Below are 13969 nucleotides of genomic sequence, written 5' to 3' on the forward strand. Positions count from 1 at the left end.
TTCCCATCCAGAGATCTAGATCGTAATAACAAAGAAAGCCACTTGCAGGTGCGCGGTCTTCGCGAAGCAAAGCCCCTACAAGAAATCGCTTGTCGCTGGCAGAGTCAGTGTAAACGAAACCATACCATCCTGATAATCAGCCAATGCGAGATCCCCGCCATGAGCTCGGGCGATTTCGCGAGCGAGGCTCAAACCCAATCCAGAGCCTGCCCTCGTGCGCGATTTATCAACGCGGTGAAAGCGATTGAAGAGCAAGGCGGCATCGTCTTCAGGTATGACTGGCGATGTGTTACTGAGCGTAAAAGCAATCATCTCGCCACGCGGTTCTAACCTGAAACGCACATGCCCATCGTCCGATGAATACTTCGCGGCATTCGATGTCATATTGCGAACCGCTTGATTGAGTAAGGCGACATCAACAGACGCATCTATCCCATCTGGAACACACATTTCAACCCCCAACCCCGGACCCATTATTTCGAAATCTTCACCTGCCGAACGAATCAATTCACTCAGGTCAACGGTCTGCTTATTGAGCTTAAGCCGCCCTTCATCGGCATGCGCTAAGATGAGTAATTTCTGAGCAACTGATTTCAGGTTACTAAGCTCCCCCAAGAGCATGCTATAGCGCTGCTGCTCTTCAGACTCGTCTTCAGATGCTTGTATCGCGTTATCAAGCTCCCCCTGCAAAATCGTCAATGGCGTCTGTAGTTCATGCGCGGCATTTGCACTAAAGTTAATCGCCTGCTGGTAGCTTTTCTCCAACCGTTCAAGCATACCGTTGAATACAACAACAAGCCGCTCGATCTCGGCATCCTTCGCAACGACAGGAATTCTCTGGCTCAACCCCTTCGCGGTGATTCCCTCCGCCGTATCGGCAATCATCGAAACTGGCCGCATAGCGCGTGCCGCAAGATACCATCCAGACAAGGCCAATACGATCAATCCCATTGGCATAGCGATCATAAACGTGCTTTGAAACTGATGGATGTCCTGATAAAACACCTCCATGTCCATCGCCATCAGCACGGTCATCCCAGGCACACGAAAAGTGCCAACACGCCAATCCCCACTCGCCGTTTCCAATATCTGAAATTCGAGCTCTTCGATCTCCACAGGCATCACATGCCTTGGCGGTGGGCGCCCGCCCCGACCACGTCCAGGGTTATAGAGTTCGTCATCTCCGCGCGTATCAGACCGATCACGAAAGAGATCTCGTTCGAAAGGATCATTCCTCTCCACTGGTATGACCTCAATTTTAGATAGCAGCGCTACGAGCTCAGGTGGTGCATTTTCAGAACTGAAAGAGACACCTTGATTCGGATCAGACACCGCTACTGTAATACGAGAGGATGCCTGCTCGCCGTAAATAAAGTTCAGGGACTTATCGAAATTCTCCCAATAATCTGGAGGCGTCCCCCCACGCAATGACGATTCAGCAAGTGTGCGAACCTCGGAATCCATACGATCAAGGCCTGCATTATATGCGTATGCAAAAAACAGTAAGCCAAAAGCCGACAACAATGTGCCGGTAATAAGCAGCGAAATAAGTGCAATTTTAGATTTAAATGATAGTTTCACGGTATCTGTTTTAGACGATAGCCGACCCCACGCACGGCCTCAATCAATGAGCCACCCTCGCCTCCGTCGATTTTCCCTCGAACCCGGCGAATATACACATCGACGACGTTGGTCTGAGGGTCAAAATCATATCCCCAGACATGCTCCAAGAGTTGCGTCCGCGAATACACTCGACCTGGCGATCGCATCAATAGCTCGAGCAAGTTAAACTCTCGGCTCGTCAACTCTAGGATCTGTTCTCCGCGCAGCACTTCCCTAGTAATCAAGTTCAACGTTAGATCTCCGTGTTTCACCATGCTTAGCTGCTCACCACTGGCGCGGCGACTGACAGCGATAATACGCGCAATCAATTCCTCCATAAAAAACGGTTTGGCTAGATAGTCATCCGCCCCAAGGTTTAAACCCTCAACACGTTCATCGAGCCCACTCCGTGCAGTAAGCAAAATGACTGGCACCGTATTCTTCTGCTCACGTAGTCCCCGTAAGATACTCAACCCGTCGCGCCCTGGTAGCATAATATCGAGCAGCACGACATCGTAGCTTTCAGTCGAAGCGAGATCGTAGCCCGCATCCCCCTCATTGCAGACATCGACCACGTAACCGCTCTCCTTCAGTCCTTTCTTAATAAAGGAGGCAATTTTACGATCATCTTCTACTACCAGTATTTTCATGCTCTATAGTTACCAGATCCACCCCACGAGCTGCGATTTATTAATTATTACAATTCAGTCATTTTCCAACGACGTTTCCTGTCATTTTCACCTGTTGTAATGGTTCTCGTCTAAAGGAAAACCAATCAACGATAACCCCAAAAAAAGGACACACTCATGAAACTAAAAATCACCACACTACTCTTTCTCAGCGCAATCACAGCATTCGCTGCAACAGATAATGACGAGCGAGGCAGAGGCGACCGTAAACCACCTAGCCCAGAAGAATTCATCGAACGACTGGACGCTGATGGTGACGGCAAAGTCTCACAAGACGAATTTGACGGACCCGATGAGCACTTCACTAAATGCGACTCGGATGGAGACGGTTATATCACCGAAGACGAAGCTCCTTCGGGACCGCCACCACGTGGCAAAAAAGACAGATAGATAGGCAGAGAAGCAAGCCCGCCCATGGATGAGAATTTAGAGGTATTTACTCACCGTGGGCGGGCTCTTTTTATGAGGGAGGAGATCATTATGGGAATTGAACGAATCGACGGATGTATCGGCTGCGGCTCCTGCGCATTGGCGTGCCCGACCGACGTAATCCGTATCAATGAAACTACGCACTTCGTTGATGCGCAAAGAATCACGCGGCAGCCACTACCGCGAGGACTACCCCGACCGCAATGACAAGGATTGGCTCTGTTGGATTAAGATCAAACAAGCCCCCTCAGGCAGCATGGAACTCATCAAACACCCGATTCCTACAACCGCCTAGGGCTGTGCCAATTTGGAGGCCGCTGTTTCATTCTTAAAAGAGTAGTTAGACGGAGGTCTTCCGTAGATGGCGAAGCAAGTCAGGAGGGAGGAGTTAGAAGCTGAGCATCAGTGTTTTATGGCGTCTTAGACGCTCGCTAAATGGCTTCGCCCTTCCACCTTCGCTTGACAAGCTACGGCGGACAAGTCGGTTGCACCCAAGGGCATAATAAAGTGTCGCTGCGCTCGGCAAGCGGCTATAGGAGAATCTACAAAGGACTCATAATCAAAGACTAACTCCTGACTCCTAACTTCTAACTCCTGAATCTAGGTTCATCTAAGAAACATTTCATTTTCCATGCACCTCCTTATCGCATTTCGGCGCATATTGTGCTTATATAATGAGTTCTAGAATCAATCTTCGACTCATCGACACTATGCGCAAAGCACTGAAAATTTCCGGCATCCTCTTCATCCTCTATGTTCTCACTGGATTTCTAATTCTGCCGTTTGCGATCAAGTTCTTCGGTCAACGCGCCTTACAAAAGCAATTTGGTGAATCAGCAGCGATCCAGAAGGTGACAGCCAACCCTTTCACTTGGAAACTCGCCATCGAAGGGCTCACCTTGAATGACCCTGCCGAGCAATGGTCACTGCAACTCGCAAGTGCTAGCGTCGATGTCAGCGCCGCTACGGTTTATAAATTCCACCCAGTCTTTGATGCGATTGTCATCGACACTCCAGACATCGGATATGTGCGCACTCAATCGGAGCCAGAAGAAACTCCGACCATCGAAGAAGAGCCCGCAGGTGATTGGCGCGAGGCGCTGGCCGACATCAATACCCTTGAGCTCCCTAAGATCCAAATTGACCTCTTTCAAATCCAGCATGGCAGCATCGACTTTCGCGATGAGTCCAACGCCGAAGTCTACTCACAGGTGATCACACCGATCAACTTAACGCTCCACGAGTTCACCACCGCAGTTGAAAATGAGGACGTCATCCGCTTCTCAGCAGAAACAGAGCAAGGCACCGCACTGCAATTTGAAGCCACCTTGACCGAAAACCCCATGACCTTAAGCGGCTTGATCGAACTGTCAGGATTCGACATCAGCCGCCTCTCCCCTTACTACAAGCAATACACACAGTTCGAACTAGCCAGTGCCGTCTTCGGCATGCGCTTCGATTACCGAATCGACCTCTCTGACCTCGATCATTTGCTCGTCCTCTCTGCTGGCCGACTCGAACTCACCGACATCCTCTGTCGTCCACTCACCGGTGAAGATCGAGTGATCTCACTGAACACCGCTCGGCTCGACGGCATACAGTTCAAATTCCCGCAACTCGACCTACAAGTCGACAAAGTCACCCTACAAGACGGCGAAACACGTATCGCTCGCAGCGCCGATGGATCAATCAACCTACTCCGTCTCGTTGGCAGCGCCGAAGCACCAGTCGCAGACGAAGCACCAGCTCCGACGACGAGCGAGCCTACAGACGAAGCAACCGCACTGACCTACCACTTCGACAGCATCGAAATCCTCGACTACCAAATCGCATGGGCCGACGCGCTCACCTCTGGCGAAGCCAACGTCACCATCGACATTCCACGCGCCGAGATCAAAGGCGCGTCCTCTGACCTATCTTCCCCCTTCACCGTGTCAGCCGATTATGGATTTGGTGAAACGGGAAGCGCTCATATCGAAGGATCCGTCATCCCCGAAGGCGCTCAAATCGACCTCGATCTAGAAGTTTCCACCTTCCCGCTCACCCTGCTCGCCAACTACGCACAGGAATTTGGGCAACTCACACTCAAGAGCGGCACAGTCGACTTTGACGGTAAATTACAAAGCCAACCTGACGACCGACTACAAGTCACAGGTGCCGTTAACGTCACCGACTTTGACATGGCGACAGAAACGCCCAACGACCTCCAAGCGGGTTGGCAAGCACTCGACATCACAGGCATCGACGTGATGACGAATCCCATCGCCGTAAAAATCGAGCAGATCACTCTAAATGCGCCGAAGAGTCAGCTACGCCTACCAGCGACATCCTCTGGTGCCGAACCGCAAAGCACAGAATCAACCGAAAGCGCATCGACCTCAGAGTCGGCTCCTCTGGATCTACTGATTAACAATATCAACATCCAGTCTGGCTCATTCACCTTGATCGACGAAAGCGTGCAACCCGCAGGTGAATTCAAGATCGAGCAAACCGAACTGAAATTAGGCCACCTCAGCTTCAATTCCCCGCAACCCACAGCACTCGACTTAACAGCTTTGGTAAACCAGAGCCATCTCACTGTAAAAGGGCAGCTCTACCCCGCTAATCCGAAACAGGACTCCACTCTAAAAATTAATATGACCGGGCTGACATTGCCTACATTCTCATCCTATTCGGGCAAATCCGTCGGCCGAAAAATCGACAACGGCGTCTTCGCTCTCGATGCCCACTGGACCATCAAAGACAGCAAACTCAAAGCCAGTAACAAAATCCTGATCGATCAAATGAGCTTTGGCGACAAAGTCGACAGCGACACCGCGGTAACCTTACCACTCGATCTGGCGATCACCCTGCTGAAAGGCGTCAATGGCGAGATGGATCTCTCACTTCCACTATCGGGTGACCTTAGCGACCCCAAGGCCAGCGTGTGGCAAATCGTGCGCACCGCAGTGGTGGGTCTCGTTACCAACGTCGCCGCGGCACCCTTCAAACTACTCTCCAACTTAGTCGGCTCTGAAGCTGATCTCTCGCAAGTCCTCTTTGAACCCAACAGTAGTCAACTCAACGCCGACTCCATCGAGCGCCTCAATGCAATCGCCAAGGCACTCAAAGCACGTCCCCAAATTTCGCTCAGTCTAACGCCCACGCTCTCAAACGAAGACGACACTGAACTGGCCAAAGAAGCGTTACGCGCTAAGCTACTCGCCGACTCTAAGGACACGGACGACGCGACTTATCAGAAGCACGTCGCAAAAGCTTACAAAGCAAAACAAAAAGCCAGCGGGACTACATCAGCCCACGAGACTGCTGAACCCAGCCTCACACAAATGGAAATTAGCCTACTAGCCGACACCGAAGTCCCGTCCAGCGCCCGCAAACAACTCGCGCAAGCCCGCGTCGCTGCGGTAGAAAGCTACCTAAGCACCACCAGCGAGATTGAAGATGAGCGTTTATCTAGCCAAACCTTTGATCCTGAAAATCAATCCGCCAGCGTGCAGTTTGAGTTAAAATAAGTGGGCCACATCGTGATTCGTCAAAAGTGCATTCCATATATTTAGCGCCTCGACCGTAGGGGCTTTGTTTGTCCCAGACCATGAGCTTGTCGAATTGGCGAAGACCGCGCAAAGGCCACACGCGCACGAGGTTCCGCAACGCCCCAACCGCTCGCGAGTGCCGCAAGCAGCACCCCTACAAAAATTAGAGCCCGTCAAGGCGCACGATTCTCAATTCGCAGCAGCCGTGGACCTCAGTCGAAATACAATTGCTCGCGTGTGATCACCGTTTCGACCTGCGTGACGTCCGTGCTCTTATTGCCACGTAGCACTTGCACGGTCACCTCCGTGCCGGGCTCACCTCTGATATACTCCACCACGTCTTCCAAACTGCGCCCAAAGGTATCAATCGGCTCTCCACCGTTTTCAATCACACCAACAATCCGATCCCCTCGCCTCAGGCCATTACTAGAGCGAACGACATTCGCGACTTCAGGGAACCCATCCCGACTAGTAATGGAGACACCGATACCACGCGGCGTCATCTCATAAATCACATCGTGTGCCAAAGCCTGCTCTTCAGGAGTCGCCAACGAATCCGCCCACTCTAAAGCCACCTCCGTATTCATGACACGCCGAGCGGCAAGTGCCTCAATTGCCCCCGCACGAAGCTTCGGGTCTTGGATGTCTGAAAGGGCTTGCTCTAGACCCCTGGCATCTGAGCGTGAATATTGAGTGAACAACTCACGAATGGCACCCGCGCCAAAAGACTCCGGGTTCGCCATCCCCCACTCAACGGCAGCATTCAAATCACTCTGCGCCATCGTCGTCAGTAACGTATCGCTATATTGCGCCCGCTCCCAAGGCGTCCACCCCGCAGTTGCTAACAATAAATCATCAGGCGAATGCTCAGCGAGCTCTGCCGCGGCCAGCTCCGAAAAGATCGCTGCCCGCATCGGGCTATCCGTGTTCGACGCTTTCCATGCGTTGCGAATCTCTGGATTAGACAGTTGCCCGATCACCTGACTCAGCGACACCTCCTGTGGGATGCTCCCCCCTTGCAAAGCACTGATCTGAACTACGTTAAACAACTGCTCCTTTTCAGAATCCGACAAACTCGAATCATCCTCAATCCATGCCAAAACCATGTTTTGCAGCTCCTCGGTAAAGCGGCCCCGCTGCTGGATCTGTTGACAATTAAAAATCGCTTCTGAAGGTTTCATCAGTTGAGCCCCTGAGGCCGCCTCGATTTCCAATGTCGCGGGCTCGACGATTTCAAGCTCCACTTCTTCGAGCTCCACCAGAGGCTCAATCACATCAACAGACATAGCTGCCTGCTCTCTGGCCCCTGGCACACGCACCACGGTCTCAGCTGGTGAACTAAAGAAACCACGCAGTCCAAAACCAAGCATGAAGCACACGAAACCAACGATCGCGAATGGGAAAAACTTCAACATCCCAACAAAGAAGCATATCACTCCATACGATACAAACACTAGTGCCTTAACTCTCGCGCCATGTCGTATTTATCTGTTTCTCGAAAGACTTCGAATAGCTGAAGTATTTTGGATTTTGGTCGGCATGAACGTCGAACATCGAACGTGAAACGTCCAATTTTGAATAGAAATCCGCGTTTCATTCCAATGTGCATAGGACGTTCGATGTTAAAATTTCAAAGTTCGATGTTAGTAGCCAAACCATAGGATTTGCGAAGTCTTGAATGTTACAGGCTACTATACTGGCGCTCATCATTATTTGTGATTTTGAATGCGAAACAAAACCGTTGATGGGATATGCCAAAATACAAGCGTATTGGAGACGCAGGTTTAACTTATAATCCTAGATTCGGCAGCTGGCATGAGCTCTGATTCTTAAACCGTTAATGGACATTTATTAACGTCAATCCGACCCACTGTAAAAATGGCGAATGGGCGATGCCTAGTTAGAGACGTCACGCAAGTATTTAAACAGTATGTATTTAAGGTCTCAGATTAACATGCATTCACGTTTATTAACGGTTCAACTCATCTTTTTAGGATAATATAGCGATCATACCCGACAACTGCACCAGAGCCGCTGCGCGGGTCCGCTTAACGACGCTTAACAATCACACTGAGTTCAAAAAACAGAAAATTAGTCTGGTTAAGGACACATCAGAGTGGTTAAGCGTCGTTAAGCGGACTAAATGGCAGAGCATCAGTCAGTGTCATTTTCACTAATTATGATGCGCGTGAGTATAGTCGTCACTCCTGGATTGCACAGAAACAGCACAGTCACGATCGACGCTGAAACTTTAAAGAAACGGACACGATAGGAGCAACAGGCCACTGATGGTCTATAATTCAAACGTTTCCCCATGACCACTTACTTTTCTTATTTCGTTGCTCTGTTTTCCCTGCTGGCACTGACCTGCCTTAATAGTCAGGCGCAACCAAGTAACAACGTCTACCGCGGCACATTACCGGATTTGAATGCAGTCTTGCCCGACGGTTCCCCCATCAAGCTTCGAGAACTCACTCAAGGGAAATACACGGTTCTTTCAGCAGGCTGCCTCACCTGCCCCGAATTCCACAAAGCCTACCGTGAAGTGGAAGCAGCAGCGGCCGATTACACCCCCAAAGGCGTGCAATTTTTCTTTGTCTATAAATCACTACGCCACCCCGAGCATAGCGGATACTTACAACCTCAAAATATGCCAGAGCGACTCTTGCAGATGGAAGCTGCCAAGCAAAAGCTCGAAACCACAGTGCCTTGGATCGTCGACACAATGGACAATGAGATGCGCGAAGCACTTGGTATCGGAGCCAATTCGGTCTACCTCATTTCACCCGACGGCGAAGTCGTCTATGCCTCCAGTCGATTAAAAGCGGAGAGCCTACGTAGCGCACTCGTCAAACATGTCGGAGCGATCAAACAGGTCACATCCGCAGACGACCTAAACTTGCCACGTATCTCGCGCCCCAGTCGAATCGTGAATGAAGATAACGACCTACAGGTGAAACGCCCTGATGGCTTAACGATCCTTAAGATCACCCCAGAAAAACCAGAAGAGACCTACTACGTAAAGCTACGGGTCGAAGCGGAGAAAGAGTTACTAGAGACGGGCACTGGCCGTCTATTTCTAGGCTTCTACCCAGACCCCATCCACGAGGCACACTGGAATAATCTGACTGAGCCGATGCAATACACACTGACGCTACCCAACGGGGTCGAAGCAACGCCTGCCAAGGATCAAGCCGTCAAAGGCCCTGGCGACACGGATACACAGCCGCGCCAATTTTGGGTATCAGTGAAAGCCGACAAGCCCATCGACAGCATTCAACTGAAGTTAGATTACTTCGCCTGCACCGATTCGCTCTGTCTTGCGTTAACGCAATCCTATACGATTCATTTCGAGCCGATCAACGATGGCTCACGCACCTTCGGCATGAATCGTGGGTCAAAGAGGAAAAAGTGAGAGCGTGAACGGATTGAGGAGCAGAGCGAAGCCATTCAATTGTAGGGGTGTTGCGATTCGACGGTCTCAAAAATACAGGATTAAGATTATGAGTAAGATTACGATTATGACGTCGAAATCCTTTTATCTCTATTTGTGAGACTGTCTCCGATGCGACGCGTCAGCCCGACTCACAAGACGAAAGAAGGATTCACCACGAAGGTCACGAAGACACGGAGGTGAAAAACTGCGAACAAGAGCAGAGCAAACGCTCAGAGCTATAAAAGTGATACAGACATTGCTGCGCCATCTACGGCAGAGCTTCGTCCTGTCCGTCCACAGCACCCAAGTCACTACCCCCAAGTGTAGCGGCCCCCGAACCTGTCAGGGCGCAGCTTTTTCGGAGCAAGATATCAACCCATCCGAGTTCTTCACTTCATAAATCGACATTGTCCCTCTTGACGTTTCTCCTAAATGCCTGCAAGTTCATTACATATTCATTATAATATGCAATGAAAACACTACAAGTAAGAATTTCTGATGATTTACGTTCGAATGCCGATGCCGTTCTCAATGAGATTGGCTTGGATATGCCAACGGCAATTCGTCTTTACTTGAACAAGATCGTTCAGACGAGAAGCATCCCTTTTTCCCTCGAGGCGCCGAATGACGTTGCTGTTGAAGCAATCAGCGTGGACGCGAGCACGCAAAAGAAGATGGATTCAGTCGCGAGCGGCTGGCGCAAGGCCAAGGTCTAATGTCACTCATCATTGGAGATTCCATTCGTCAGAGGGAATTCGGCACGGAGATTCCAGAGCCAGATCGCGAAGTGATCATTCGGTCTGCGAGAGTCGATCTGACGAGGGCGATTTGTTTCTACTTTTTTATCGAAATAAGAAGGATGCAGTCGGGGCAAATATGACGATTCAGAGCAAAGCATTCAAAACACAGCTTGATAAGCATCTAAATAGTCTAAGAGATGACCTCGACTCTGGTAACTTCGAAGTGGTTGATCTCTGAACGCTCCGTATTCACTTTTCCACATTTTCAGCGCCTGGATCATATCAATCGCAAACATAACGACATGACCACATTTCCATCCTTTGACCACATTTCCATCCTCTACAGGCGTGGGCTTGAGGTGCCATACTTAGCCTCAAAGTCCAAGAAATACCGAACCCACTTCACATAATGCGGCCGCTCTGGACTCGAAACACCCAAGACAGTCAAACGAGCCTGATACAAATTAAAGGTCTCCAGCGGGAACTTAATCATAGTATAGAGAATGACATATTACCCCATCTAGAACAATATCTCTGTATTAATTTCATTTTCTTTAGCTAAAATACGTTTGACATGCGCCTAACTGGAATAATATGTAGAATGACATAATAACTTGTTCGGCAAAAGAATGAAACTAATTTACATACTGGCTTTACTTTTACCATTCGTTCTATCGGCGGAACATCTATTTCGAGAAGTGAACGCTTCGTCTGAGACGTGGCAGGTTCAATTTCAAGCAGAGGGAATCAAATACAGAATCAAAGTAGACGGAGACTTCAGAGGGATTTCAGACTACCTCCAAATCCTATCGCTGAAGAAAACGGAAGAATTGAAGCTGACCGACAAACATCAGAGCATTTTAGCGAGATGGTCAGAGGAGAAAAATGGAATTGAGCTCACGGTAGCGCATAGAGCCCCTAACACTGGAGAGATGAAGATTTCGAAAATATTTGAGCCAATACACAAATCCAACCAGCCGAACCAATCGCAGTGAGCAATGTCGCTATCGCGCCATCGCTCATGCTCGACGTTAGGCGAATGAAATAGAAAAAATGCAACCTCTACTGAAATCCATAAAAGAGCACTGGACAACATGGTTGGCGGTAGGAGTGTGGACATTTATTGCCATCCCATCACTAAACTGGATGGTGGCGTTCCTCCAAAGTGAAAAAAGTATAGCAGAGACATGGGGACTATTGCTGACAATCTTGCTCTCCACTTGCCTGAGTGTGCTGTATGTCGCAAAGTTAATAAAAGAGAAGTCTTCATGTTTAGAGTTTAGGGAGAATTTATACTGGAGAAAAGGAGACTTAGATCCATTTTGTCCAATATGCAGAGACAAGGACGGCGCGAATAGAAGACTCTTAAATACATCGAGGGATACAGATAAATGGATCAAATATGAGTGTCATACTTGTAAGAAAAACTTTGAAAAATCTGATGGAGCAAATCGATACACAGTTCACAAAAACAACCACGCCTAACAAGGCAGGATAGGACAATTCCGTTCGTGCCTCACTCCATGCCTACCTTTGACGTTCGATAGATGGAAATTAAACGACACCTAAGCTGGCTGATTCTCCTAGCATCTCTGACTGTTTTCCCAGGGTGCGATAAGCAGAAAGAAATTGAAGAAGCACCACGTCCAACAATTTCAGGATCCTATGGACAAGGTGAATTTGTTGTTACGTCTTTATCGATAGGAGGCACCGGAATGAAACTATCCGATGCAGGCGGCGAGAAAATATATACAAGGATAATTGAGGTTCGTTTTGTTCAGCCAGAGACTCTATATAGGGTAGAAATTTCCATCAGATCTATAAAAACAAAAGACGAAGGATGGCACGATTTATTCTACTCAGACATTGGAAGTCGTTACGTTTTCTCGAAAGCACATTTCCGAATGGAGTCGTCGCACGGTGGCTCTATCATATACACCGAAGACTTTACTGACTTGCTAGCTAACTCTAACTAACCAATCATCTATCCAGTCGAGCGACTCAATAGATTTCGCTGGCGCTCATCTATTAGTCCTCTCACCGTTCTACAGATAAATGAAAGGAGACCACCTACTTCAGAAGCTGAACCCGTATGCTGTTGTATTTTGCCTATATGGACTGTCAGTCTTACTAAGTTATGTGATCACGATGGGACATCCTCACCATGAATACTATTCTGCAGCAACAGCTTATCTTTTTGGATTTTTCTATCTCCCGGGTTCATTCGCCTCTTGTTTTTCCGCACTAGGAATTAATAAAATAATAGGTCTATCCATGCTTATAGCCTACTGGCCAGCCAACATATTCCTAACCTATAAATATATCAAAAACAGAGAACTAAAATGGCTGCTCCCCTTAATACTAATAATCATACTACCAGCGATAAAAATAGGAGAATGCTTCATCAACACTATGAGTGTGTAATAACCAAAGGGTAGAACCAGGCGATCGTGGACAACTCCGTTCGCTCGTCCCTCACTCACTCCGTGCCACATCTTGACGATATGCAGAAAATGAATTACGAATTTACCCCGCACATTGGAGCAGGACCTATCAAGTTTGGCATGTCACCAAAAGAAGTGCACGCAGCACTGAACGAGAACCCCACACGCGCAAATGAACGAAACAGCGGGCTTCGAGAGGATTATTCCGAGCTAGGAATTAACTACGACGAAAACAGAAAGGTCGCTGAAATCTGCTTTTTTCCAGAAACGAAAGTAACCTTCAAAGAACAGGATTTGCTCTCTTCAGATCCCAACGTCATAATTAAAGAATACGACAATAAACAAATAGAAATACATGGTTTCCTCGTGTATCCGAATATCGGCGTCAACACATGCGGGTATCATGACGGAGACGATTCCCAGAGAGCATTCAACGTGTTTAGATCGGGTTACTGGGACAATGCACTAAAAGCATATCAAGACGGTGCTCACAACTCCGGGGGCTGCGCCCCCTCCGCGTGAGACCTCGACGTTGTCGGAGAATGAAAAATGAAAGAATCGATTAGAGATGCCTTCCGTTACTACGCTCCGGGGGCGATATCTTATGACCAGATATTTTCCTTTTTAGACTGGCAGAACAAAACTGCGCAGAAAGATGAAATCAGAGATATCTTAGATGTGTTACTGAAAGAAGAATTCATCTGTCGAGTTGGAGAAGGCTTTCAGATTTCTAGTGCTAACCGAGATTTCCTTGATAGAAATAAACAATAATGAAGCAGTCATTGACCACTGAACTAACAAGAAAAACACACGACAACCAGTCGAGTGACTCAATAGATTTCGCTGCGCTCATCTATTAGTCCTCTCCACGTTCGCTATGAAACCAGAAATGGGGTCATGTCATTACCTTTGCATTGCGCGATTTAAGTAAGTAGAAAACCAGAAATGGGGTCATGTCATTACCTTTGCATTGCGCGATTTAAGTAAGTAGAAAACGAGTCAACTGATCGCCTAAGATCAGAATCGAAAAGAAAAACGAAACGCAGAATGTATCGTTAAAACCAGAAATGGGGTCATGTCATTACCTTTGCATTGC

Annotated in this window: 12 protein-coding genes; 8 read left to right on the top strand and 4 right to left on the bottom strand. The window is 48.5% G+C overall.

Translation table 11 applies throughout. The annotated features are described in order from the left end of the window. Positions 1-75: 75 nt before the first annotated feature. Entirely contained in the window at positions 76-1581 is a 1506-nt protein-coding gene (locus GZZ87_RS00450) for an ATP-binding protein (RefSeq protein ID WP_162027028.1), read from the bottom strand. Beyond that, on the bottom strand, positions 1578-2252 hold the full coding sequence (locus GZZ87_RS00455; RefSeq protein WP_162027029.1) for a response regulator transcription factor: 675 nt from the start codon (positions 2250-2252) through the stop codon (positions 1578-1580). The genes GZZ87_RS00450 and GZZ87_RS00455 overlap by 4 nt, the downstream gene beginning before the upstream one ends. A 156-nt stretch (positions 2253-2408) precedes the next feature. Between GZZ87_RS00455 and GZZ87_RS00460 the strand changes: the two genes are divergently transcribed. From GZZ87_RS00460 to GZZ87_RS00475, 3 genes are all read left to right on the top strand, one after another. Then, positions 2409-2681: a hypothetical protein gene (locus tag GZZ87_RS00460; RefSeq protein ID WP_162027030.1), complete on the top strand. Its 273-nt coding sequence runs from the start codon at positions 2409-2411 to the stop codon at positions 2679-2681. Between the two features lie 169 nt (positions 2682-2850). Further along, positions 2851-3015 (top strand): hypothetical protein, encoded by a 165-nt coding sequence (locus GZZ87_RS00470; RefSeq protein ID WP_162027032.1) that lies wholly within the window; start codon positions 2851-2853, stop codon positions 3013-3015. A gap of 379 nt (positions 3016-3394) precedes the next feature. Next, positions 3395-6232 carry a DUF748 domain-containing protein gene (locus GZZ87_RS00475; protein ID WP_162051274.1) on the top strand — a complete coding sequence of 946 codons (2838 nt, stop codon included), beginning with the start codon at positions 3395-3397 and terminating at the stop codon, positions 6230-6232. A 233-nt stretch (positions 6233-6465) separates the two neighbouring features. Here the strand turns inward: GZZ87_RS00475 and GZZ87_RS00480 are convergent, their stop codons facing one another. Next, the gene (locus GZZ87_RS00480; RefSeq protein ID WP_162027034.1) at positions 6466-7668 is read right to left on the bottom strand and encodes a PDZ domain-containing protein; all 1203 of its coding nucleotides are present in this window, start codon (positions 7666-7668) and stop codon (positions 6466-6468) included. 899 nt (positions 7669-8567) lie between these two features. Between GZZ87_RS00480 and GZZ87_RS00485 the strand changes: the two genes are divergently transcribed. Further along, positions 8568-9668, top strand: a complete 1101-nt coding sequence (locus GZZ87_RS00485; protein ID WP_162027035.1) for a redoxin domain-containing protein — start codon at positions 8568-8570, stop codon at positions 9666-9668. 491 nt (positions 9669-10159) lie between these two features. Continuing rightward, entirely contained in the window at positions 10160-10405 is a 246-nt protein-coding gene (locus GZZ87_RS00490; RefSeq protein ID WP_162027036.1) for a type II toxin-antitoxin system RelB/DinJ family antitoxin, read from the top strand. A gap of 364 nt (positions 10406-10769) precedes the next feature. Here GZZ87_RS00490 and GZZ87_RS00495 read toward each other — a convergent pair whose 3' ends face one another. After that, complete coding sequence (locus tag GZZ87_RS00495) at positions 10770-10922, bottom strand: hypothetical protein (RefSeq protein ID WP_162027037.1); 153 nt, start codon at positions 10920-10922, stop codon at positions 10770-10772. A gap of 1054 nt (positions 10923-11976) precedes the next feature. Between GZZ87_RS00495 and GZZ87_RS00500 the strand changes: the two genes are divergently transcribed. From GZZ87_RS00500 to GZZ87_RS00510, 3 genes are all read left to right on the top strand, one after another. Beyond that, a complete protein-coding gene (locus GZZ87_RS00500; protein ID WP_162051224.1) occupies positions 11977-12405 on the top strand; it encodes a hypothetical protein in 429 nt (142 codons plus the stop codon). 537 nt (positions 12406-12942) lie between these two features. Continuing rightward, a complete protein-coding gene (locus tag GZZ87_RS00505; protein WP_162027038.1) occupies positions 12943-13395 on the top strand; it encodes a hypothetical protein in 453 nt (150 codons plus the stop codon). Between the two features lie 27 nt (positions 13396-13422). Further along, positions 13423-13644 (top strand): hypothetical protein, encoded by a 222-nt coding sequence (locus tag GZZ87_RS00510; protein ID WP_162027039.1) that lies wholly within the window; start codon positions 13423-13425, stop codon positions 13642-13644. Positions 13645-13969 lie beyond the last annotated feature (325 nt).

The sequence above is a fragment of the Lentimonas sp. CC4 genome (genome assembly GCF_902728235.1).
GTDB lineage: Bacteria > Verrucomicrobiota > Verrucomicrobiia > Opitutales > Coraliomargaritaceae > Lentimonas.

Bases quoted from the DNA above. Each gene is read 5' to 3' on its own strand.
- GZZ87_RS00455 (WP_162027029.1), bottom strand. From the start codon at position 2,252: ATGAAAATACTGGTAGTAGAAGATGATCGTAAAATTGCCTCCTTTATT.
- GZZ87_RS00460 (WP_162027030.1), top strand. From the start codon at position 2,409: ATGAAACTAAAAATCACCACACTACTCTTTCTCAGCGCAATCACAGCA.
- GZZ87_RS00470 (WP_162027032.1), top strand. From the start codon at position 2,851: ATGAAACTACGCACTTCGTTGATGCGCAAAGAATCACGCGGCAGCCAC.
- GZZ87_RS00475 (WP_162051274.1), top strand. From the start codon at position 3,395: ATGAGTTCTAGAATCAATCTTCGACTCATCGACACTATGCGCAAAGCA.
- GZZ87_RS00480 (WP_162027034.1), bottom strand. From the start codon at position 7,668: ATGTTGAAGTTTTTCCCATTCGCGATCGTTGGTTTCGTGTGCTTCATG.
- GZZ87_RS00485 (WP_162027035.1), top strand. From the start codon at position 8,568: ATGACCACTTACTTTTCTTATTTCGTTGCTCTGTTTTCCCTGCTGGCA.
- GZZ87_RS00490 (WP_162027036.1), top strand. From the start codon at position 10,160: ATGAAAACACTACAAGTAAGAATTTCTGATGATTTACGTTCGAATGCC.
- GZZ87_RS00495 (WP_162027037.1), bottom strand. From the start codon at position 10,922: ATGATTAAGTTCCCGCTGGAGACCTTTAATTTGTATCAGGCTCGTTTG.
- GZZ87_RS00500 (WP_162051224.1), top strand. From the start codon at position 11,977: ATGGAAATTAAACGACACCTAAGCTGGCTGATTCTCCTAGCATCTCTG.
- GZZ87_RS00505 (WP_162027038.1), top strand. From the start codon at position 12,943: ATGAATTACGAATTTACCCCGCACATTGGAGCAGGACCTATCAAGTTT.
- GZZ87_RS00510 (WP_162027039.1), top strand. From the start codon at position 13,423: ATGAAAGAATCGATTAGAGATGCCTTCCGTTACTACGCTCCGGGGGCG.